This window comes from Paraoerskovia marina (assembly GCF_900105445.1).
Classification (GTDB): domain Bacteria; phylum Actinomycetota; class Actinomycetes; order Actinomycetales; family Cellulomonadaceae; genus Paraoerskovia; species Paraoerskovia marina.
The window spans coordinates 487,406-510,392 of record NZ_LT629776.1; the positions used below are offsets into that span (position 1 = coordinate 487,406).

The 22,987-nt window shown below is 68.9% G+C and carries 9 protein-coding genes; 6 read left to right on the forward strand and 3 right to left on the reverse strand.

All coding sequences use genetic code 11. The features are described 5' to 3' along the window. The first annotated feature begins 7 nt into the window (after positions 1 to 7). Both idi and BLU20_RS02335 read left to right on the forward strand, forming a co-directional pair. Positions 8 to 604 (forward strand): isopentenyl-diphosphate Delta-isomerase, encoded by a 597-nt coding sequence (idi, locus tag BLU20_RS02330; protein ID WP_083371437.1) that lies wholly within the window; start codon positions 8 to 10, stop codon positions 602 to 604. 348 nt (positions 605 to 952) lie between these two features. Then, positions 953 to 1,456, forward strand: coding sequence for a low molecular weight protein-tyrosine-phosphatase (locus BLU20_RS02335; RefSeq protein ID WP_083371438.1), 504 nt, complete (start codon positions 953 to 955; stop codon positions 1,454 to 1,456). Between the two features lie 37 nt (positions 1,457 to 1,493). Here BLU20_RS02335 and BLU20_RS02340 read toward each other — a convergent pair whose 3' ends face one another. Both BLU20_RS02340 and BLU20_RS02345 read right to left on the reverse strand, forming a co-directional pair. Beyond that, complete coding sequence (locus BLU20_RS02340) at positions 1,494 to 3,212, reverse strand: SulP family inorganic anion transporter (RefSeq protein WP_083371439.1); 1,719 nt, start codon at positions 3,210 to 3,212, stop codon at positions 1,494 to 1,496. Then, positions 3,212 to 4,882 carry a SulP family inorganic anion transporter gene (locus BLU20_RS02345; protein WP_083371440.1) on the reverse strand — a complete coding sequence of 557 codons (1,671 nt, stop codon included), beginning with the start codon at positions 4,880 to 4,882 and terminating at the stop codon, positions 3,212 to 3,214. Before BLU20_RS02345 ends, BLU20_RS02340 begins: the two co-directional genes overlap by 1 nt. A 260-nt stretch (positions 4,883 to 5,142) precedes the next feature. Here BLU20_RS02345 and BLU20_RS02350 point away from each other — a divergent pair, with 260 nt between their 5' ends. The 3 genes from BLU20_RS02350 to BLU20_RS02360 all read left to right on the forward strand — a co-directional run bounded on the left by BLU20_RS02350 (position 5,143) and on the right by BLU20_RS02360 (position 9,706). Continuing rightward, positions 5,143 to 6,834, forward strand: coding sequence for a SulP family inorganic anion transporter (locus BLU20_RS02350; protein WP_197675409.1), 1,692 nt, complete (start codon positions 5,143 to 5,145; stop codon positions 6,832 to 6,834). Next, positions 6,831 to 7,682: a bile acid:sodium symporter family protein gene (locus BLU20_RS02355; RefSeq protein WP_029253900.1), complete on the forward strand. Its 852-nt coding sequence runs from the start codon at positions 6,831 to 6,833 to the stop codon at positions 7,680 to 7,682. Before BLU20_RS02350 ends, BLU20_RS02355 begins: the two co-directional genes overlap by 4 nt. Positions 7,683 to 7,819: 137 nt before the next feature. Next, positions 7,820 to 9,706 (forward strand): alkyl/aryl-sulfatase, encoded by a 1,887-nt coding sequence (locus BLU20_RS02360; protein ID WP_083371442.1) that lies wholly within the window; start codon positions 7,820 to 7,822, stop codon positions 9,704 to 9,706. Positions 9,707 to 9,780: 74 nt separating this feature from the next. Here BLU20_RS02360 and BLU20_RS02365 read toward each other — a convergent pair whose 3' ends face one another. Beyond that, a complete protein-coding gene (locus BLU20_RS02365) occupies positions 9,781 to 11,118 on the reverse strand; it encodes an AI-2E family transporter (RefSeq protein ID WP_083371443.1) in 1,338 nt (445 codons plus the stop codon). Between the two features lie 247 nt (positions 11,119 to 11,365). On the opposite strand from BLU20_RS02365, the gene BLU20_RS02370 reads away from it, so the two are divergent. Further along, positions 11,366 to 22,825: a DUF7927 domain-containing protein gene (locus BLU20_RS02370; RefSeq protein WP_083371444.1), complete on the forward strand. Its 11,460-nt coding sequence runs from the start codon at positions 11,366 to 11,368 to the stop codon at positions 22,823 to 22,825. The last annotated feature ends 162 nt before the right edge of the window (positions 22,826 to 22,987 follow it).

A 22,987-nucleotide genomic window follows, 5' to 3' on the forward strand; every position in this document is an offset into this window, starting at 1 on the left:
TGGCGCGATGAGCGAGTACACCCCCGTCGCCCCCGACCACGTCGTGACCTGTGACGACGCCGGCAACCGCCTGGGCACCGTGCGGCGGTCGGCCGTCCATACCGTCGAGACCCCGCTGCACCTGGCGTTCTCCTGCTATCTGCTGGACGATGCCGACCGGCTGCTGATGACGCGCCGCGCCCTGGTGAAGAAGACCTGGCCGGGTGTGTGGACCAACTCGTTCTGCGGGCACCTGCGCTGGACGGAGGAGGCCGAGGACTCACTCGTGCGGCACGCGGACCACGAGCTCGGCACCCGGGTGCGTGACGTCCAGGTGGTGCTGCCGGAGTTCCGCTACCGCGCGGTCGACGCCTCGGGCGTCGTGGAGAACGAGATCTGCCCGGTGTACGTGGCACGGATCGACGGGGATCTCACGCCGAACCCCGACGAGGTGGCCGAGCACGTGTGGGCGCCGGCCGCCGAGGTGCTCGCCGCCGTGCGGGCCACGCCGTGGGCGTTCAGCCCCTGGATGGTGCGGCAGGTGTCCGACGCCGCGGCTGCGGCCGCCGAGGGCGGCTCACCGGGGGCGCGGACCCTGGCGACGGCGTTCCGCCTCGACGTCTGAACCGCCTCGACGCCTGAACCGTCCCGTCGTCTGAGCTGTCCCGCCAGGCTCCGGGCACGCAAGAACCCGCGGGCCGGTGGGGGTCCACCTGTCGTGCTGGACGAGGGCACGACGCCCGCGGGTTCCGGTGACTGCGTGGGATTCGCCGACGTCACCCCCGCGGGGGTGACACGCGATCGGCAGCTGCCGTCCGGTCGGTGCGCGACGTCAGCGCGCAACCACCTCAAGAGTCCGGGAATCAATCATTTCCTTGGACCACCTCCTTCCCTTGTGACCACGACGCTACGCCTGCCGCGCGCGGAGGGGAAGGTATTTTCCGACGTCGGACTGCCGGGGCAGACTGGGGCGATGACGACGCGAATCATGACGGTGTGCACGGGCAACATCTGCCGCTCCCCGATGGCCGAGGTGGTGCTGCGCTCGCGGCTCGCGGACGCCGGGCTCGACGACGTGGTGGTCGACTCCACGGGGGTCTCGGGCGAGGAGCACGGCAACCCCGTCGACCCGCGCGCACGCCGCGTGCTGCGCGAGCACGGGTACGAGGTGCCCGACCACGCGGCGCGTCAGGTGAGCGCGGAGCAGCTGGGCGACCGTGACCTGGTGCTGCCGATGACGGCTCAGCACGCGCGCGTCCTGCGGCGCCTCGCGGCGTCGGCGGGCGTCGACGACTCCCACGTGGTCATGTACCGGGCCTTCGACCCGTCGGCCCCGGCGTCCGACGGCGACTCCGCCGACCTGGACATCGCCGACCCCTGGTACGGGGACCAGGACGGGTTCGTCGAGTGCCTGGCGCAGATCGAGGCCGCGGCAGACGGCGTCGTCGAGCGGGTGCGCGCGCTGAACGGGGCCTGACGCAGGGAGGACGGCGCGGCCCCGCGCCCGGCCGCACCTACGCGTCGGGCGTGCTGCCCGGCGTCGTGCCGCCTGCCGAGGTCCCCTTCTCCGACTCGTCGAAGGCTGCGACGGCCGCGTGGACGTCGGGCACGACGTGGGGCATAAACTCCCGTGACGGCTCGGCGTTGCGGATGAGGTCGCGGACCTGTCCGACGTCGCGGGTCAAGTAAAGCGTCACACCCTTGCTCTGGAGGCTGTCGCGCAGCTCGACGAGCATCTTGGCGGCCGTGACGTCGACGAACGGGACGGTCTGGGCGTCGAGCACGACGGCGCGGGTGTCCTTGTCGACCCGGGCCTCGACGAAGTCCTCGATCATCGTGGAGTTCGCGAAGAACATCCCGCCCTCGACGCGGAGCACGACCATGCCCTCGTGCGGGGTGGTGCTCCGCCCGTGCGCGGTGGCGCGGTCGGTGTCCACCCAGAGGTCCCCGGTCTGCCCGAGCTCGGCGATGTGCGGCTTCGACGCCCGCGAGAGCAGCAGCAGGATCGAGATGATCACGCCGATGACGAGGCCCGGCAGGGTGTCGATCAGCAGGACGCCCAGCAGGGTGGCGGCCGCGGCCCAGAAGTCGGACCGTGCGGCACCGCCGTACCGGACGCCGTGCAGCGGGGTGGCGAGCTTCCACAGCCGCACGAGCGCCTTGATGTCGACGAGCTCGAGGACGGCCGCGATCACGACCGCGGCGAGCACGGGCTCCGGGAGCGGCTCGAAGAGCGGGGTGAGGAAGAGCAGCGTGGCCAGGGTCAGGATGCCCGCCACGATGCTCGACCACTGGGACGTGCCACCGGCCGCGGAGTTCACCGCGGTCTTGGAGAGCGACCCGTTGACGACCATGCCGCCGGCAAGGCCCGAGCCGATGTTCGACATCCCCATGCCGATCAGCTCGCGGTTCGCGTCGATCTTCTCCGTCGTCGCGGACGAGCGGGCGGCGCCCAGCGACTCCGCGAACGCGACGGCCATGATGCCGAGGGCGGGGACCAGCAGGTCGGAGTAGTCCGAGAGCGCGAGGTCCGGCAGCCCGAGCGTCGGGATGCCGGGCTCGATGTGACCGACGATCTCCACACCCTGGTCGCCCAGGCCGAGGAACACCGACACCAGCACACCCACGGCCACCACGACGAGCGCCCCCGGGACCTTGGGCGCCCACCGCCGCAGCGAGAGCGCGAGGGCCAGGGCCGCGATCCCGAGCAGGGCGGACGCCCCGTGGATGTCGCCGAGCTCGCCGAACACGCCGATCGTCTTCTCGACGGCGTTCCCGTCGACCGAGTCGAGACCGAGCAGCTTGGGCACCTGGCCCACGATGATGACGATCGCCATGCCGATGATGAAGCCCTTGAGCACGGGTTCGGAGACGAACGACGCGAGCACGCCGAGGCGTGCCACGCCCGCGACGATGCAGAGCAGGCCGGTGACCAGGGCCGCCCCCGTGGTCAGGGCGAGGAACGCGGCGTCGTCGCCCGGATGCAGCGCCCCGACGACGGCGGCAGACAGGGCGGCGCTCGCGGCCATCGGGCCGACCACGAGCCGGCGCGAGGTGCCGAACACCGAGTAGAGGATCAGGGACGGGACGGCGGCGTAGAGGCCGACCACGGGGTCGACGCCAGCGATCGTCGCGTACGCCAGCGCCTCGGGGACGAGCACCGCCCAGACGGTCAGTCCGGCGATGAGGTCCTTGCGGGGAGTGCCCCCGCGCAGTGCTTCTCCGAGTCGCATCAGTCTTCCTCCTGCCAGGCGCGTGCGTCGTGAACGGCACGCAGGGTGGATTCGCGCAGAGTGGTGGTGGTGATCCTGATCCGGTCCTGGCCGATCTTGGCCGTCGTCCCGGTGCGTTCGAGCTGTGCGGCGAGGTCGGCGCTCACGCCGACGAGGTAGAGGCGCGAGTCCGCGGTGGCGAGACGCTCGGAGTACCGGTCGACGAGGGCGATGAAGGTCGAGCCGAGCTCCTCCTTCCCGCGGAGGTTGAGCAGGACGGCGCACCGGTCCGTGGTCGCGCCGACGGCGGGGAGCTGGGCTTCCGCGATCGGGGTCGCGGCGAAGAACAGCGACCCGTACGGGCGGATGACGACGATCTGCTCGTGGCCGAGCTCGGAGGGCAGGTCCTCCTCGGTGAAGCTGCCGTCGGGGTTCGGGATCCAGCGGCGGAGCGTGACCTTGTTGGACTGCTTGACGACGAAGAGGATGAGCGAGGTCCCGACGCCGACGAGCACCGCGTACTGGAGCGGGATCAGGATCGTCAGGACGAACGTCACGAGCATCGCCGTCGCCTGGACACCGCCGGTGCGTAGGACGCTCTTGGCGGCGGAGACCTTGAAGCTCCGGATGCCGACGACGATCAGCAGGCCCGCCAGCGCGGGCATCGCGACCTGGCCGACGGCGTCGGACAGTGCGAGGACGACGACCGCCATCGTCAGGCCTGCGACGAAGAGGGCGAGCCGGGTGCGGGCCCCGGCGCGGGTGACGATCGCCGTGGCCGACATCGAGCCACCGACCGGCATCCCGGAGAACATGCCGGAGGCGATGTTGGCAATGCCCTGCCCACGGAAGTCCCCCGAGGGGTCGGGGTAGGTGCCGTCCGGGTTGGGTGTGGACGCGCTGATCGCGGCGCCCTGCACGAGGCCGACGAACGCGAGCGACGCGGCCGGGACGAGCAGCTCGGCGATCAGGGAGAGGTCGGGGAGCGTGATGCCCGGCAGGCCGGCCGGGACCGTGGCGATGTCCGACAGGATGGGGACACCACCGAGCGGGACGGCGATCAGCGAGCCGAGGACGACGGCGGCCACCATGCCCAGCGCACCGAGCCTCGTCCTCTCGAGCACGACGATCAGGCTGATGGTGATGGCGCCGATGATGACGGCGTACCAGTTCCATGACCCGATGTGTACAAGGGTGTCGACGGCCTCGTGCAGGCGTGTGGCGCCGGTGCCGTCGTAGCCGGTGATGTCGTCGAGCTGCCCGAGGACGATCGTCACCGCGACGGCGTTGACGAACCCGACGAGCACCGAGTTGGGCACCCAGCGGACCACGCGGCCGAGCCCCGCGAGCCCGAGCCCGAGCATGATCAGTCCGGTCAGTACCGCGACGGTGAAGAGCGCGGTGTCCCCGTCGTCGCCCTGGACCTGGGGGATGTCGCCGACGACGACCGCCATCGCGCTCGTCGCCTGGACCGCCATGAACGCGGAGCTCGTTCCGAGCGCCCCGAAGAACGTGCCCATCATGTACCCGTAGAGCCCGTAGATCGGGTTCACCCCGGCGAGCAGGCCGCCGGCAAGGCCGTCCGGCACCGACTCGACGCCGAGAGTGATGCCGGCGGGGACGTCCTTGCGCCAGTGCTGGAAGAGCCGTCGACGCGGTCGCTTCGGGCTGTCGGACGGCGAGTCTGGCATTGAACATCCCGTGTCGTCGAGGGCTGACCGGTGGACGATCTGACGCTACTCCTGGGGCAGAATTCCCGACACGTGACACGAAGGCACGCACCGAGGATCTTCGAGTTGTTCAAACTACCGTCACATGCCGCGGCGGGCGACGTGGCGCGTCCCGCCGTCGAGCCGCCGTCGGGACGCGTCGACCGGCCAGCGCGCACAATTGGTCCAGGTCGGCCATGATCGACGCGAACCGTCTTGGTTCGTACGACGGAGGTGACCACGTGGGGCGCGCACGAGCGAGGTTCGGGCGTCCGACGCCCCGGGACGCGGCCAGCGGTTTCGTCACCGGACTCTTCTCGATCCCCGAGGGCATGGCGTACGCCAGCCTCGGCGGGTTCGCCGCACCGATGGGCCTGTGGTCCGGGGCGGTGCCGACGATCGTCGGGTCGCTCTTCTCCCGCACGGTCCTCATGGTCACGACGCTGACGAGCGCGACCGCGCTCGCATCCAAGAGCGTGCTCGCGGACGCAGGACTCGACCCGGGCGACGTCGGCGCCGTCGCGACGCTGACGCTGATGGTCGGTGCCGCGATGCTGCTGATGGGCCTGCTGCGCATGGGGTCCGCGATGGCGTTCGTCTCGGCGGCCGTCATGACCGGCTTCACCACCGGCATCGCCGTACAGATCCTCGCGGGGGTGATGAAGGACGCGACCGGGTACGAGCCGGAGCGGTCGAACACCGTCGCCAAGATCGTCGAGACGTTCGCGCACGTCGGCGACTGGGACCTGATGACCGTCGTCGTGGCGGCCTCGACGGTCGGACTGTGGGCAGCGGTGCGGACGTATCGACCCCTGCGTGCGACGGCGACCCTGATCGCGCTGGTCGTCGTCTCCGTCGTCGCGGTCGTCGCGCGCCTCGACGTCGTCCGCGTCTCCGACATCGCGACGATCCCCCGCTCCCTGCCTCCTCTGACCCTCCCGGAGCTCGCCGCGGCACCGCAGCTCGTCTCGGGGGCGTTCGCCATCGCGCTCGTCGCGCTCGCCCAGGCCGCCGGGATCGGGGCCGCCGTCCCGAACCCCGACGGGTCCCGCGGCGACACGTCGGGCGACTTCCGTGCCCAGGGCGCCGCGAACCTCGCGGGCGGACTCTTCGGCGCGCTGCCCACCGGCGGCTCGCTCTCGCGGACGGGCGTCGCCACCAGCGGTGGTGCGCAGACGCGGTGGGCGGGGATCTTCGCCGGCGTCTCGCTGCTGGTGATGGTGCTGATCCTCGGGCCGGTGGCGGGCTCGATCCCGATGGCGGTGATCGGCGGCCTGCTGATCGTGATCAGCTTCGAGCTGATCCACGGTCGCCTCGCGGACATCAAGCTGGTCGTCCGCACGGCCTGGCCGTCGACGGCCGCGATGATCGTCACGTTCCTCGCGACGACGCAGCTCCCGCTCCAGGTCGCGATCTTCCTCGGCGCGGGACTCTCGATCCTGCTCTACGCGGTGCAGGCGGCGCGCTCCGGCCGCCTGGTCCGCCTCACCCCCACCGAGGACGGCGACTGGGCGATCGGCGAGGTCCCCGACACCGTGCCCAGCGGGACGACGATCGTGCTCCACTACACAGGCCACGGCTTCTTCGCGGAGGCCGTCCGTCTCGACGACCAGTGGCCGTCCATCGACGGGGCCCGCGACGCCGCGATCGTCCTCTCCCTCCGGGACGCCGTCGGCGTCCCCTCCACCACGCTGCTGAAGATGTTGCGCAGCCGCATCGAGGCATGGCGGGCGCACGACGTCCACGTCGTCATCTGCGACGTCAGCGGCGCACTGCACGACCGACTGCGCAAGGCGGGAGTCCTCGACACGCTCGGCGACGCCGTCGTGCGGGACACCGGGACCGTCCTGGGCGCGCTCGAGGCCGCGTGGGCGCTCGCGGAGGAACGACGGGTCGCCGACGAGATCGAGCACCGAGAAGAGGAAGAACGATGAGCGACTTTCTGATCGACCTGGCACGGGTCGCGATCCTGACCTTCGTGATCACGTCGATGGTCGCTCTGGGGCTCTCGCTGACGGTCTCCCAGATCACGGCACCGCTGAGGTCCGCCCGCGTGGTGGTCTTCGCCCTGCTCGCCAACTTCGTGGTCGCCCCGCTCGCGGCGTGGGGGATCGGCGAGGTGTTCGGTCTCGACGACACCGTCCAGCTGGCCCTGATCCTCCTCGGCGTCTCGGCGGGGGCGCCGTTCCTGCCGAAGCTCGCGCAGATGGCGCGGGGGGACGTGGCCTACTCCGTCGGACTGATGGTGCTCCTGATGGTGGCGAGCGTCGTCGTCGTGCCGCTCGTTCTCGCCACCCCGCTCGTGGGGGTGGAGGTCAGCGCCTGGGACATCGCCCGCCCCCTCGTCCTGCTGATGCTGCTGCCGCTCGTGGTCGCGCTCGCGGTCAGGGCCCGGTATCCGCACGCGGCCGACGCCGCGGCTCCCCTGAACAGGATCTCGTCGACCGCGCTCGCGCTCGGCCTGGTCGCGGCGGTCGTCGCCGGGTTCTCGCAGTTCGTCGACCAGTTCGGGACGGGCATCCTCCTCGCGACGCTCGCGCTGCTGGTGGTCTGCCTGCTGGCCGGGTGGGTGCTCGGCGGCAGCGGGCGCGAGCAACGGGTCGTCTCGTCGCTCGGTGCCGGGCAGCGCAACCTGTCGGCCGCGCTCCTCGTCGCCGGCACGAGCTTCACGGACACGCCCGAGGTGCTGGTCGCGGTGCTGCTCGGCGCGCTCCTGCTCACGATCGTCCTTCTGGCGCTCGCAGCGGAGCTGGGGCGTCGCGTTGATCGGGCCGATGTCTGAAAGTCGACGATTGGTTGTCAAAACCGACCAATGGGCAAAGCGTTCGTGAAGAGTCTGTGGAGCCCGTGCCTCCGCGCTGCAGGATTATAACGAAGGAGTAACGTCATTCTCACCAACTCGTCTTGAAGGAGAGCGATATGAGCACACCAAAGCCAGCCACCGAGGCCACCATCCGCGCGAACCGGGCTGTGCGAGACAAGCTCCCCTTCGACGACACGACCGACTTCGAGAACGCGGACCGCGGCCTGGTCGTCCGCGCCACCGGGCAGGTGCTCACCGACGAAGGTGACGTCGCCTGGGACTTCGACCGGTGGAGTTTCCTCGAGGGCGAGTCGCCCGACACGGTGAACCCGTCACTGTGGCGCCAGAGCCAGCTCGTGTCCAAGGCGGGCATCTACAAGGTCGCCGACGGCATCTACCAGGCCCGCGGCTTCGACCTCTCCGTCGCCTCCTACATCCGTGGTGAGAAGGGCTGGATCGTCGTCGACCCGTCGATCAGCGTCGAGCCGACCAAGGCGGCCTACGACCTGATCCGTGAGCACGTCGAGGACCTGCCCGTCACGGCCGTCATCCACACCCACTCGCACATCGACCACTACGGCGGCGTGCGGGCCTTCGTCACGGACGAGGACGTCGAGGCCGGCAACGTGCGGATCATCGCCCCCGTGGACTTCCTCGAGGAGTCGGTGAGCGAGAACGTGATGCTCGGCAACGCGATGGCGCGGCGCAAGTCCTACATGTACGGCGAGATCGTCGGGTACGGCCCGGACCGTTCCGTCGGTGCAGGACTCGGCCAGGTCACGTCGGCCGGGGAGGTCACGCTGATCCCCCCGACGGACATCATCTCCGAGACGGGAACGGAGCTGACTGTCGACGGCGTCCGCATCGTCTTCCAGCACACGCCGGGTGCCGAGGCTCCGGCGGAGATGTGCTTCTACCTCCCCGACCTCAAGGCCCTCTGCGGCGCCGAGATCGTGACGCACACGCAGCACAACCTCTACACGCTGCGTGGTGCCAAGATCCGCGACTCGCTGATCTGGTCCAAGCACCTGCACGAGATGCTGCAGCTGTTCGGCGACGCCGAGGTGCTCTTCTCCTCCCACCACTGGCCCACCTGGGGCAACGGCGAGCTCCGCGACCTCATCGAGTCCCAGCGGGACATGTACCGGTACCTGCACGACGAGACGGTGCGGCTCGCCAACAACGGCTACACCCCCGTCGAGATCGGCGAGCAGATCGAGCTGCCCGACGCGCTCGCCCAGCGGTTCGCCAACCGCGGCTACTACGGGTCGATCAACCACAACGTGAAGTCGACGTACGTCTACTACCTCGGCTGGTTCGACGCGAACCCCGCGACGCTCAACCCGCTCGAGCACGTCGACGCCGGCCCGCGCTACGTCGAGTACATGGGCGGTGCCGACGCGATCATCGAGAAGGCTCGTGCCGACTTCGAGAAGGGCGAGTACCGCTGGGTCGCCGAGGTGCTCAACCACCTCATCTTCGCCCAGCCGGAGAACACCGAGGCCCGTGAGCTGCAGGCCGACACGTTCGAGCAGCTCGGGTACCAGGCGGAGAACGGCACGTGGCGCAACTTCTACCTCACCGGTGCGATGGAGCTGCGTGATGGCATCCGCAAGCAGCACGTGCTTGTCACGGCCAGCGCCGACTCGGTCCGCGCCATGTCGGTCTCGATGTTCCTCGACTACATCGCGATGCGGATTAAGGCGCCGGAGGCCGTGAGCCTCTCGTCCACTTTTGCGGTGGTCCTGCCCGACATCGACGAGAAGTACGTCCTCGAGCTCGGCAACGGGGTGCTCAACCACCGCCCCGGGACGTCCGACGACGTCCAGGCCACCCTGACGTTCGACCGTTCCGTCCTGGACGCGGTCGTGCTGGGGACCACCGACATCCCGGACGCCGTCGAGAACGGCGACGTGCAGGTCGACGGTGACATCACCGCGGTCCGCGAGTTCGTCGCCCTGCTCGACGTGTTCGACTTCTGGTTCGACATCGTCACCCCGTGACGACACGACGAAGGGCCCGTCGCACCGGCGACGGGCCCTTCGTCGTGCCAGGGTCGGGCCATCCGCGCCGGGCGCTACTCGTCGATCTTGTCGCGACGGCGCTCGTCGACCGTCCGCGCGGCCTCGCGGGCGGCCCGCAGGTTGGCGGCACGACGACGGTCGGCACGGCTCGCGAAGAGGCCCGGACTGGACGGGGTCGACTCGTCGTCCGACGTCCCGGACTCCGCGTCGCCCGCGCCGTCGTGCGGGCTGCCCGGCGTCTCGGGGTCACGCAGCAGGTGTGACTCCACCAGCTCGTGCCGCGTGAACCAGGTGTTGGCCGCGGCCTGGAAGGTGGCCACGATCGGGAGCGAGAGGAAGGCGCCTACGGCGCCGAAGACCGAGCCGAACCCGATGACGGCGACGAAGCTGACGGCTGGGTTCATCTCCAGGGCCCTCGCGGTCACCTTCGGCGCCAGGATCAGGTTCTCCACCTGCTGGTAGGCGATCACGAAGACGAGCACGCCGATCGCCTCGGGGACCCCCTGGGAGGTGAGTGCGATCGCGGTCGGCAGCGCACCACCGAGGTAGGTGCCGATGGTCGGCACGAACTGCGAGACCACGCCGGTGAACAGCGCGAGGGGGAGCGCATACGGCGTGTCGATGATGAGCAGGAAGATGCCGGTCGCCACGGTGCAGAACGTCGCGAGGACCACACGCGAGTTGATGAAGTCGGAGACCTTGACCTGGGTGATCTCCCAGAGACGGAGCACCTCCTCCTGCCGGTGCGGCGTCAGCCACGCGCAGATCGACTGCCGGAACCGTGGCCCGGCTGCCAGCAGGTAATAGACGATTAGGGCAATCATGAAGAACGAGAACACGACGCCGAGGATCCCGGCCCCGATGGTCAGCGCGCCCGTCGCGACGTCGTCCCCCCAGGCTCCGAGCGCCTGTCGGAGCAGTTCGTCAGACTCCGGCAGCGTCGTCCCCAGTGTGCCGTCCGCCCAGGTGGCGATCTCCTCGTAGGCGTCCGGGATCGACTGCACCAGCTGTATCAATTGTTGGACAAAGAGATTCCCGAAGACGGCGATCACGACGCCGGCGGTAAGAATTGCCCCGATCAGGACGACGAATGCTGCAATGCCGCGCCTCCACCCCCGGGTGACGAGCCAGACCACCAAGGGTTCAAGCATCAACATCACAAAGAACGAAATTAGGATGTTGGTGAGCAAACCGGTCAGCTGGCCGAACGCGTAGTAGACGAACATTCCGGCGAAGACGGCCGTCCCCGTCCAGAGGAGGGCACGGGGGAGCCAGCGTGGGGGTCGCCGCGTGTCGTGCTGGATCGGCCGGAACTCGCGCCGATCCGCGTCTCGCTCGGCCTCGGCGCCCGACGGGCCGGAGCGTGGCGGGGGGACTGCGTCGTCGCTCATGCCTCGGAGACTACTCGCGTGCGGGCGGCGTGGCGGAGTTGTTTGTGAAGACAGAAATTATCGGTCTTTCCCGACAGAAACCGAGGGTATCTGGGTTTCCTGTTGCGAACCTGAGAATGCAATGTGCCAATGGTGTGCATAGCGCTCGTCAGGGCCGACGAGCATGCCGTCCACCGATGGGGGAAAGACCGTGGCTCGATCGACGAATGCACGCCGTGGCGGGAGTGGCCAGACCGGGATCAGAGCGGTGCGCCGCCAGGGTCTGGCCGGCGCCGTCGGCGGCTCGCTGGTTCTGACGCTCGGCCTCGTCGCCGCGCCCGTGGTCTACGAGCCGCTGGCGAACGACCTCCCGGCGGCCGAGGCCGTCCCGGGCAGCCCGGGTGTCATGGAGGCGCCGACCAACTTCTTCGCCGAGAACTTCGAGAACGTCACGTGGCAGGAGCCGGTGGGCACCGGTGGCGGGTCGGACGAGGCGGCGTGGGACGCCGACGACTTCGTCCAGACCCTGACGGAGTACCCCTTCGGTGACGACGGGACCGCGGCCGACTTCCAGCCTGGGTACGTCAACGAGAACGGCACGACGACGTATTCGGCGGACCCGCAGTGGGCGGCGGGCACCAACTGCAACGGCTTCGTCCTTGCAGCGCACGGGGCCCAGAGCTACTCAAACACCAACGGCAACGTGGCGCTTCCGAACGCCGGACCGGCGCAGGCCTGTGGCGACGCACCGTCGTGGAACGCGGTGCGCCTCCTGGCGAACGTCATGGGGCAGTACCACCTCAACGAGAATCAGAACCCCTACTTCGACCAAGACCTCGGTGACCCCGACGACTTCCTCGAGAACCACGTCGTCAGCTCGTACACGGCGGGGTCGAACATCGCACCGGGGACCATGCTGGAGTTCGACGAGCCGATCGACGTTGATCCGGGGCGCTACTACCAGGCGTCGATCGACATCGCGGCGATGAGCTGTGTCACGACGGGCAACGGTGCGATCCCGCAGATCTTCCTCAAGCAGTCGGACGGGACGGAGAGCCCTGTCTTCTCCAACGCGATCAACACCTGCAACCCCGGGGCCCTGGGGACGGTCTATCAGTACGGTCCCGGCGGGGGCGGGAACACCACCGGTCGGCAGCGGACCACACGGGTCGGCACATTCCTCAGTGACCAGGCCCTGCGGTCGACGGGCGACACCCTCGGCATCCGGATCAACAACGACCAGTCGTCCACGAACGGCAACGACAGCGCGTTCGACAACCTGGTCGTCATCGACACCACGCCAAAGATCGACAAGGAGTTCAGTTCGTACCCCGGCCCGGGAAGTGACGGCGTCTACCCGACGGGCACCGACGGCACGCTGACCTTCACCATCACCAACACGTTCGACCCGCTCGATCCTGACGAGCCCTCGGGCCCGAAGGAAGACTTCGGCTTCACCGACACGATCAACGACTCCAACCTCCAGCTGACCGGCACGTCGGAGACGACCTGTGGCGACGGCACGGTCACGGTCGACTCGGCGGCGGGCACGGTCGCGCTCGACGGCGGCGACCTCGTCGACCCCAACCTCGTCAGCTGCACCGTCACGGTGGGCGTCACCTCCGACGTCGCGGGCACGTACACCAACGGCCCTGACGACATGGAACTCATCGGCCTGAACCCCCCGGGTGACACGTCGATCGCGTTCGAGGACGTCGAGCCGGTCGAGTGCTCGTCGACCGCACAACTGTGGCAGGCCACGGATGACAGCCCGCCGACGACGGTCTTCGACCTCAACCTGATCACGGGTGACTATGTCGACCAGGGTGAGGTCCCCGAGCACAGCATCAACGCCGTGGGGTACAGCGCGTTGGACGGCTGGTTCTGGGGCAGTCGAAACTTGAACGAGTCGACGACATCGCCCGAGATCGTCGCGACCTCGCCGGACTATTCGGAGCAGGTGCTGTATGGCAGTCCGAATTTCGACGACGTCCCGTTCGGAACAGGGTCGTTCTCGTCAGGGGTGAACATCGGCGACGTCTCGCCGGAGGGGATCTGGTACGGCTCGACCTCGGAGAACACGGGAGCAGCGTGGCTGTCCGTGGACGTCGACCCGTCCTCGCCGACCTTCATGCGCGTGCTCGACGGCGACACGTCGTACGGCACGGGAAACAACAACCTTCAGCCCGGCGACGACTGGTCGTACTACGACGGCAAGCTGTGGTCGGTCGGGTACAACTCGAGCAACAACTCAACGGTCCTCTTCTCTCTGGACCCGTCGGTCGACAACGTGAATCTCGTGAACGAGAACAACTACGGCGTGATCAAGGCTCCAGACAACATCAACCCGTCGAACCCTCCGGGTGGGGGCAAGGCATGGGGCGCGACCTACACCGACGACTCCGGCTTCCTCTACGCCTCGAACAACGGGACCGGCCAGATCTGGCGCTTCAACATGAACGATCCCACGGAGCCCGCGGCGTTCTTCTCCTACGGCCCGGCATCCGGAGGCAACGACGGGTCGCGATGCCCGGGACCGCTGCCGATCGACTTCGGTGACGCGCCCGACAGCTACCAGACGCTTCTCGAGTCCACCGGTCCCTTCCACGGCGTCACGAACGACCCGGCGGACCCGCTGCTGACGATCGGTGACACGGTCACTATCGAGACGGACGGTCAGCCTGATGTGTCGGCGGGGCTGGATGAGGATGATGCGTTTACCGAGGACCCGACGGTCAACGTCGACGCGGACGAGTCGACTCTGACGATTCCGATTACGAACAACTCGTCTGATGGTGCGGCGTTGGCGGGGTGGATCGACTTCGACCTCAGCGGCACGTTTGACGAGGATGAGCGGTCGGTGATCGACACGGGTCTGGCGACGGGTGATGCGGTGTTGACGTGGTCGGTGCCGGCGGATGCGGTGCCGGGTGATTCGTATCTGCGTCTTCGTGCGGCGCTGGTGCCGGGTGATGATCTCCCGACGGACACGTCGGACATCGGTCCGGGTGTGGATTCGGGTGAGGTCGAGGACTGGCCGATCACCCTCGAAGAGCTCCCGCGCGACTTCGGTGACGCCCCGGATTCGTTCGGGACGTTGGATGCCTCGGGTGGTGCGAGCCATGGGGTGATCGATTACGACGACACGACGAACACGGCTCCGTTGATGCTGGGTGACTCGACCACGGTGGATGTGGAGGAGGACGGGGTTCCGACGGTCGGTGCTGACGGGGACGACCTCGCGGACGTCGACGACGAGGCCGCGATCGCCGAGCCCGTCGTGGCGGGCCTGGACAGCCCGTTCGTGACGAGTGTGACGGCGACGAACGACAGCCTGACGGACGCGACGTTGGTCGGGTGGCTGGATGTGAACAACAACGGTGTCTTCGACACCGGTGAGATCAGCGATGTCGTGGCGGTGCCGGCCGAGTCGGGGGCGGCGGACTATGCGTTGACGTTGCCCGCTCCGACGTCGACGGATGACACGTATCTGCGTCTGCGCCTGTTCGCGGGCGGTAATGACACGCCGTTGCCGACGGGTGCGTGGACCGGTGGTGAGGTGGAGGACTATCTGGTCACGGTGGTCGAGCCGGAGCTGGCGGTGGAGAAGACCGCCTCGACGGACGAGGCTGCCCCGGGCGAGGACGTGACGTACACGATCACGGTGGAGAACACCGGTGCGGTCGACTTCACGGAGTCCAACCCGGCGACGGTCTCGGATGACCTGTCGGGTGTGATTGATGATGCGACGTATAACGACGACGCGGCCGCGACGTCCGACGTGGACGGCAACACGCCGCCTGCCCCGTCGTACACGGAGCCGGAGCTGTCCTGGTCGGGTCCGCTCGCGGCAGGGGAGACGGTGACGATCACGTACACGGTGACCGTCGCGGACCCCCTGTCCGAGACGGGGGACGGGGTGCTGGACAACGTCGTGAGCGCACCGTTCTCGAACTGTGAGGACACCCCGGACGCGCCGGAGTGCAACCCTCAGGTGCCGATCAAGTCGCTGGAGATCACGAAGTCTGCCGACCCCGGTGATGAGGTGCTGGCCGGTGAGACGGTGACGTACTCGATCACGGTCGAGAACACCGGCGGGTATGCCTACACCGCCCTGGACCCGGTCACGGTGACCGATGACCTGACGGACGTGCTGGACGACGCGACGTACGTGGACGGCAGCGAGGACGCGACGTCGAGCATCGTGGCGAACACTCCGCCGGTGCCGTCGTACAGCGATCCGGTCCTGTCGTGGACGGGTCCGTTGGATGTGGGTGAGACGGTCACGATCACGTATCAGGTCACGGTCGACGACCCGCTGTCCGAGACGGGTGACGGGATCTTGGACAACGCGGTCACGGGCCCTGAGGAGTCGACGTGTCCGCCGGACTCGACCGACCCTGAGTGCAACCCGCAGGTTCCGGTCAAGGCGCTGGACATTACCAAGGCCTCGGACGCTGATGGTTCGGTGGCTGCTGGTGACGTGGTGACGTACACGGTGACGGTGGAGAACACCGGGCAGGTGGACTATGTCGACCCGGATCTGGTGGAGATCTCTGACGACCTGTCGGCGGTGCTGGATGATGCGACGTACAACGACGACGCGGCCGCGGTGTCTTCGGACGGTGTGACGGTCGACGATCCGACGTTCGCGGACCCGACGCTGAGCTGGTCGGGCCCGTTGGCTGCGGGTGAGACGGTCGAGATCACGTATTCGGTGACGGTCGACGACCCGCCGGGCGACGGTGCGGACGGTCTGCTCGACAACGCGGTCGTGGGTCCGCCGGAGTCCAACTGTGACCCCGACCAGGACCCTGCGGACCCGGACTGCACCACGTCGGTGGCCTCGCGCTCGCTCGACATCACCAAGTCGGCCGACCCCGCCGGGGAGGTCCTGGCCGGTGAGAGCGTGGAGTACACGATCACGCTGGAGAACACCGGGGAGGCGGACTACACGGTGGCCGACCCGGCGGACATCTCGGACGACCTGTCCGGGGTGCTGGATGATGCGACGTACAACGACGACGCCGCAGCGGTGTCCTCGGACGGTGCCTCCGTTGACGACCCGACGTTCGCGGACCCGACGCTGAGCTGGTCCGGTCCGATCGCGGCCGGGCAGACGGTGACGATCACGTACTCGGTGACGGTCGACGACCCGCCGAGTGCGGGTGCGGACGGCAACCTGGAGAACGCGGTGGTGGGCCCGCCCGAGTCGAACTGTGACGAGGATCAGGACCCGGCCGACCCGGACTGCACCACGCAGGTGCCGGTCAAGTCCGTCGACATCCTCAAGACTGCTGACGGGCCGGAGACCCTGCAGCCCGGCGACACGGTCGAGTACACGATCGAGGTCACGAACACCGGCGGCGTCGACTACGTCGACCCGGATCTGGTGGAGATCTCCGACGACCTGTCGGACGTGCTCAACGACGCCGACTATGACGGCAACGCCGTGGCGACGTCGAACATCGGCGGCAACACGCCGCCGGCGCCGACGTACACCGCCCCGGAGCTGAGCTGGGCCGGTCCGTTGGAGGTCGGGGAGACGGTCACGATCACCTATTCGGTGACGCTCACGGACCCGCCGGGCCCGGATGCGGACGGTCAGCTCGACAACGCGGTGGTGGGTCCGCCGGAGTCCAACTGTGACGAGAACCAGAGCCCGCCGGACCCGGCGTGTTCGGAGACGGTCCCCGAGCCGCTGCTCGAGCTCACCAAGGAGTCCGACGCGGTGGGTGAGGTGCTGCCCGGTGACACGGTGACGTACACGGTCACGGTCGAGAACATCGGTGACAGTGCGTACACCGACGCGGTGCCGGCGTACGTCTTCGACGACCTGACGGATGTTCTGGACGATGCGACGTACAACGACGACGCGGTCGCGACCCCGGATCAGGGCGAGTTCGACTACACCGAGCCTGTGCTGACGTGGTTCGGCCCGCTCGCCCCTGGCGAGCTGGTCACCATCACCTATTCGGTGACGGTCGACGACCCGCCGGGCGACGACGCCGACGGCGTGCTGTTCAACGCGCTGGTGGCCGAGGGCTCCAACTGTGACGAGGACACCGACGACCCGGACTGCACCGACACGGTGCCGGTGCGCTCGCTCGACATCGACAAGTCCTCGGACGCCGGGGACTCGGTGGCACCGGGCGACGTGGTGACGTACTCGATCGCGGTGACGAACACCGGGTCGGTGGACTACACGCTGCTCGACCCGGCGGTCGTCGTCGACGATCTCACGGACGTCTTGGACGACGGCGTCTACAACGACGACGCGGTCGCGACGTCGGACATCGTCGCCAACGTCCCGCCCGCTCCGCAGTACGAGAACCCGCAGCTGTCGTGGCAGGGCCCGCTGGAGCCCGGTGAGACGGTGACGATCACGTACTCGATCACGGTCGACGACCCGCTGGCCGACGACGCCGACGGCGTGCTGGCCAACACGGTCGTCGGGCCTCCGGAGTCCTCGTGCGACCCTGAGCAGGACCCGGCAGACCCGGACTGCACGGTGACCACCCCGATCCGTGAGCTGGGCGTCGTCAAGACGTCCGACGCGGTCGAGTCGGTGGCCCCGGGTGACGTGGTGACGTACACGGTCGAGGTGACCAACACCGGTCAGGCCCCGTACACGGTCGAGGACCCGGCGACGGTGACCGACGACCTGTCGGGTGTCCTGGACGATGCGACGTACAACGGTGACGCGGCGGCGACGTCGGACGGGGACACCACCCCGCCGGCGCCGGTGGCCAGCGCCGTGTCCGAGACGATCACGTGGTCGGGTCCGCTGGAGGTCGGTGAGACGGTGACGATCACCTACTCGGTGACCGTCGACGACCCGCCGGGCGAGGACGCGGACGGTGTGCTCGAGAACGCGGTCACGGGCCCGGACTCGAACTGCCCGGAGGGCTCGACCGACCCGGACTGCACGGTGACCACCCCGGTTCGCGGGCTGGACGTCGTCAAGACGTCCGATGCGGGCGGCGAGGTCGCTGCGGGTGACACGGTGACCTACACGGTCACGGTGACCAACACCGGCGGGTTCGACTACACGGTTCTGACCCCGGTCGAGGTGAGCGACGACCTGACGGGAGTCCTGGACGACGCGGAGTACAACGACGACGCGGCGGCCAACCCTGACAGCGGGACGTTCGCCTACACCGAGCCGGTGCTGACGTGGACGGGTCCGCTCGCGGCCGGTGAGTCGGTCGAGCTGACCTACTCGGTCACGGTCGAGGACCCGCTGGCCGAGCCCGGGGACGGGGTGCTGGAGAACACGGTCGTGGTGCCGGGCACCAACTGCCCCGAGGGCAGCGAGGACCCGGACTGCACGGTGACCACGCCGGTGCGTTCGCTCGAGATCGTCAAGACCTCGGACAACGACAACGGTGAGGTCGATGCCGGTGAGACGATCCTCTACACCATCGAGGTGACCAACACCGGTGCGGTCGACTATGTCGACCCGGACCTGGTGGTGATCACCGACGACCTGTCCAACGTGCTCGACGACGCGGCGTACAACGACGACGCGGCGGCGACGTCGACGGGCGCTGTCCCGCCGGCGCCGACCTACACCGAGCCGGTGCTGAGCTGGACGGGTCCGCTCGCGGCCGGCGAGACGGTCACGATCACCTACTCGGTGACCGTGGACGACCCGCCGACCGGCGACCAGATCCTGTCCAACACCGTCGTGGGCCCGCCCGAGTCGAACTGTGACCCGGACCAGATTCCCGCGGACCCGGACTGCACCGCCGAGATTCCCGAGCACGCCGCGTCGGTCGTCAAGACCTCCGACGCCGGTGAGTCGGTGGTCCCGGGCGACGTGGTGACCTACGAGGTCGTGGTGACCAACACCGGTGCGATCGACTACACGGACGCGTTCCCGCTGAAGGTGGCCGACGACTTGTCCGAGGTGCTGGACGACGCGACGTACAACGACGACGCTGCGGCGGCGCCTGAGGCCGGTGAGTTCGTCTTCGCCGACCCGTTCCTCCAGTGGACCGGTCCGCTGGCGGTCGGTGAGTCGGTGACCCTGACCTATTCGGTGACGGTCGACGACCCGCCGGGTGCCGGCGCGGACGGTGAGCTCACGAACGTCGTGATCGTGCCGGGCTCGAACTGCCCCGAGGGCACGGAGGACCCGGACTGCTCGACGACCACTCCGGTGCGGTCGCTCGACATCGTCAAGACGTCGGACGCGGTCGGGTCCGTCACGGCCGGAGACACCGTGGAGTACACGGTGACGATCACCAACACCGGGACGGTGGACTACGCCGACGGTGAGCTCACGGTCTCGGACGACCTGACCGGCGTGCTCGACGACGCGACGTACAACGACGACGCGGCGGCGAACCCCGACACGGGTGTCTTCGACTACACCGAGCCCGTGCTGACGTGGACCGGTGGCCTGGCCGCCGGTGAGTCGGTCGAGCTGACGTACTCGGTGACGGTCAACGACCCCGACGAGGGCGACGCGTCGCTGGTCAACGCGGTGGTCGGTCCGCCGGAGTCCAACTGTGAAGAGGATTCGGAGGACCCTGACTGCACCGAGACGGTGCCGGTGCGCCGTGCGGAGGTCGCCAAGACCTCTGACGCGGCCGGGTCGGTCCTGCCGGGCGACGTCGTGACCTACACGGTGACGATCGAGAACACCGGGGACGCGCCGTACACGATGCTGAACCCCGCGACGATGGTCGACGACCTGACCGACGTGCTCGACGACGCGACGTACAACGACGACGCGACCGCGATGTCGTCCGTCGTGACGTCGACGCCGCCTGCTCCGGCCTATGCGCGGCCGGACCTGACGTGGACGGGTCCGCTCGCGGTCGGTGAGACGGTCACGATCACCTACTCGGTGACCGTGGACGACCCGCTGGCCGAGTCGGGCGACGGTGTGCTGGACAACGCGGTCGTCGGGCCCGAGGGGAGCAACTGCCCCGAGGGTTCGGAGGACCCGGACTGCACCGAGACGGTGCCGGTCCAGTCCCTGGAGATTGCCAAGACCTCCGACGTCGAGGGGTCGGTCGCACCGGGTGAGACCGTCACCTACACGGTGGTCGTGACGAACACCGGTGCGGTGGACTACACGGACGCCTCCCCGGTGGTCGTGGTCGACGACCTGTCCGAGGTGCTCGACGACGCGGCGTACAACGACGACGCGGCGGCGAGCCCGGCCAGTGGTTCGTTCGTCTTCGCCGACCCGGAGCTGACCTGGACCGGTCCGCTCGTGGCCGGTGAGAGCGTCGAGCTGACGTACTCGGTCACGATCGACGACCCGGTCGACGGTGATCACGTCGTGACCAACACGATCGTCGGCCCGCCGGAGTCCAACTGCCAGGACGGGTCCGAGGACCCTGACTGCGGGACCTCGGAGCCGATTCGTGAGCTCGATCTCGTCAAGACCTCCGACGGAGGCTCGGACGCGCTCGAGAGCGGTCAGGTCGTGACCTACGAGATCACGGTGACCAACACGGGCCAGGCGCCGTACACCGGTGCCGACCCCGCGGTGATCACCGACGACCTGTCGGACGTGCTCGACGACGCGACGTACAACGACGACGCGGCCGTCGACCCGGACCAGGGCCTGCTCGACTACACCGAGCCGGTGCTGTCCTGGACCGGGCCGCTGGACGTGGGCGCGAGTGTCACGATCACCTACTCGGTGACCGTGAACGACCCCGACGAGGGCGACAAGGTGCTGCGCAACTCCGTGGTCGGCCCGCCCGAGTCGAACTGTGACCCGGACCAGACGCCGGCGGACCCGGACTGCACGGAGATCGTCCCGCAGCCCGACCTGACGCTCGCCAAGACGTCCGACGCCGGTGAGTCCGTCTCACCGGGCGACACGGTGACCTACACCGTGAGTGTGGAGAACTCGGGGGCCGTGGCGTACACGGACGACTTCCCGGCCGTGGTCACGGACGACCTGACGGACGTCCTGGACGACGCGACGTACAACGGTGACGCGTCGGCCGACCCCGACCAGGGCACGTTCACCTTCACCGATCCGTACCTGGTGTGGGAGAGCGCGCTCGAGCCGGGCGACGTGGTGGAGCTGACGTACTCGGTCACGGTCAACGACCCGGCCACCGGTGACGGCCAGATCGCGAACGTCGTGACGTCGCCGGACTCGACCTGTGAGGAAGGGTCGGAGGACCCCGACTGCGGGACGAGCACGTTGGTCAAGGACCTGGACGTGACCAAGACGGTGACGCCGGAGGGTTCGGCCGCGCCGGGTGATGAGCTGACCTACGAGGTGACGCTCACCAACACCGGCGCCTACTCGTTCACCGACGCCGACCCGGCGTCGCTGGTCGACGACCTGACCGACGTCCTGGACGACGCGGTGGTGGTCGACGGCCCGACGGTCGACCCGGAGGTGGGCACGCTGACCGAGCTCGACCCGTACATCGTGTGGGTCGGTCCGCTGGCTGCCGGTGACGCGGTGGTCGTGACCTACACGGTCGAGATCAACGACCCGGTGACGGGTGACGGAGTGGTGGCCAACACGGCGTACGCGCCCCCGACCGAGCCGTGCACCGACCCCGACGGGTGTGAGTCGCTGCCGCCGATCGAGCCCCCCGAGGGCTGTGTCGACGGGTCGACTCCGGACGGGCAGCCGTGTGGTTCGACCACGACGCCGGTGCGCGAGGTCGAGATCGTCAAGACCTCCGACGCCGGTGAGCAGGCCGTGCCGGGGCAGGTCGTGACCTACTCGGTGCAGGTCACCAACACCGGCGGGGCGGACTACACGTCCGAGGAGCCGTTGACGGTGACCGACGACCTGACCGGGGTGCTCGACGACGCGACGTACAACGACGACGCGGCCGCCGACCCGGACCAGGGCTCCTTCACCTACAGCGACCCCGAGCTGGTCTGGTCGGGTCCGCTGGATGCCGGGGCGACGGTGACGCTCACTTACTCGGTGACGGTCAACGACCCGGTCACCGGTGACGGGTCGGTGGACAACGCGGTGGTCGGACCGCCGGAGTCGAACTGCTACGAGCCGATGTCGCCCGCGGGTGCCTCGATCGGCGGGGTGCTGCCGATGGCGGCCTCGATCGAGGACTGCTCGACGACCGTCCCGGTCGTCGAACGCCCGCTGGAGATCGTCAAGACGTCCGACGCCGCCACCGACGTGACCGTGGGTGACGACGTCACCTACACCGTCACGGTCACCAACACCGGCGAGGCCGACTACACGGAGACCGACCCGGCCACCGTGGTCGACGACATGACGCAGGTGCTCGACGACGCGACGTACAACAACGACGCGTCCGCCAGCCCCGCGGTCGGGGAGTTCGCGTTCGAGTCGCCGCAGCTGTTCTGGTCCGGGCCGCTCGCCGCAGGTGAGTCGGTGACCCTGACGTACTCGGTGACGCTGACCGGCGAGGGTGACGGCGACGTGCTCAACGTCGTCTTCCAGCCCTCGGGCCCGGGCTGCACCACGATCCCGGACTGTGGCGACATCACCCCGCCGGACCCGGGTGAGTGCACCGACGGGGTGGACGAGAACGGTCAGCCGTGCGACGAGCACGAGTTCACCGTCACACCCCCGACCACACCCACCCCGGGCCCCTCGCTCCCGGTCACCGGTGCCCAGATCGCCGCCCTGGCCGCCCTGGTGCTCCTGCTCCTGATCGGCGGAGCAGCCCTGCTGGGCAGCGGCCGCCTACGCCGCCGCCACGACGGCCACGACGACGCAGGAGGTGTCGGGTCCCTCTAGCCCTGCCAGACGCATGAAGGACGGGCGTGGGCCCTGCCGCAACCGCGGCAGGGCCCACGCCCGCGTCCCCTGCCCCGCCCTCGGGGAGGTTTCGTGGACGTGCCGGGTCCCGGATGCCCTGGAGCCGCGGTGGTGCAACGATCGGTGCGGAACCACACATCC

Bases quoted from the DNA above. Each gene is read 5' to 3' on its own strand.
- BLU20_RS02340 (WP_083371439.1), bottom strand. From the start codon at position 3,212: ATGCGACTCGGAGAAGCACTGCGCGGGGGCACTCCCCGCAAGGACCTC.
- idi (WP_083371437.1), top strand. From the start codon at position 8: ATGAGCGAGTACACCCCCGTCGCCCCCGACCACGTCGTGACCTGTGAC.
- BLU20_RS02365 (WP_083371443.1), bottom strand. From the start codon at position 11,118: ATGAGCGACGACGCAGTCCCCCCGCCACGCTCCGGCCCGTCGGGCGCC.
- BLU20_RS02335 (WP_083371438.1), top strand. From the start codon at position 953: ATGACGACGCGAATCATGACGGTGTGCACGGGCAACATCTGCCGCTCC.
- BLU20_RS02345 (WP_083371440.1), bottom strand. From the start codon at position 4,882: ATGCCAGACTCGCCGTCCGACAGCCCGAAGCGACCGCGTCGACGGCTC.
- BLU20_RS02355 (WP_029253900.1), top strand. From the start codon at position 6,831: ATGAGCGACTTTCTGATCGACCTGGCACGGGTCGCGATCCTGACCTTC.
- BLU20_RS02360 (WP_083371442.1), top strand. From the start codon at position 7,820: ATGAGCACACCAAAGCCAGCCACCGAGGCCACCATCCGCGCGAACCGG.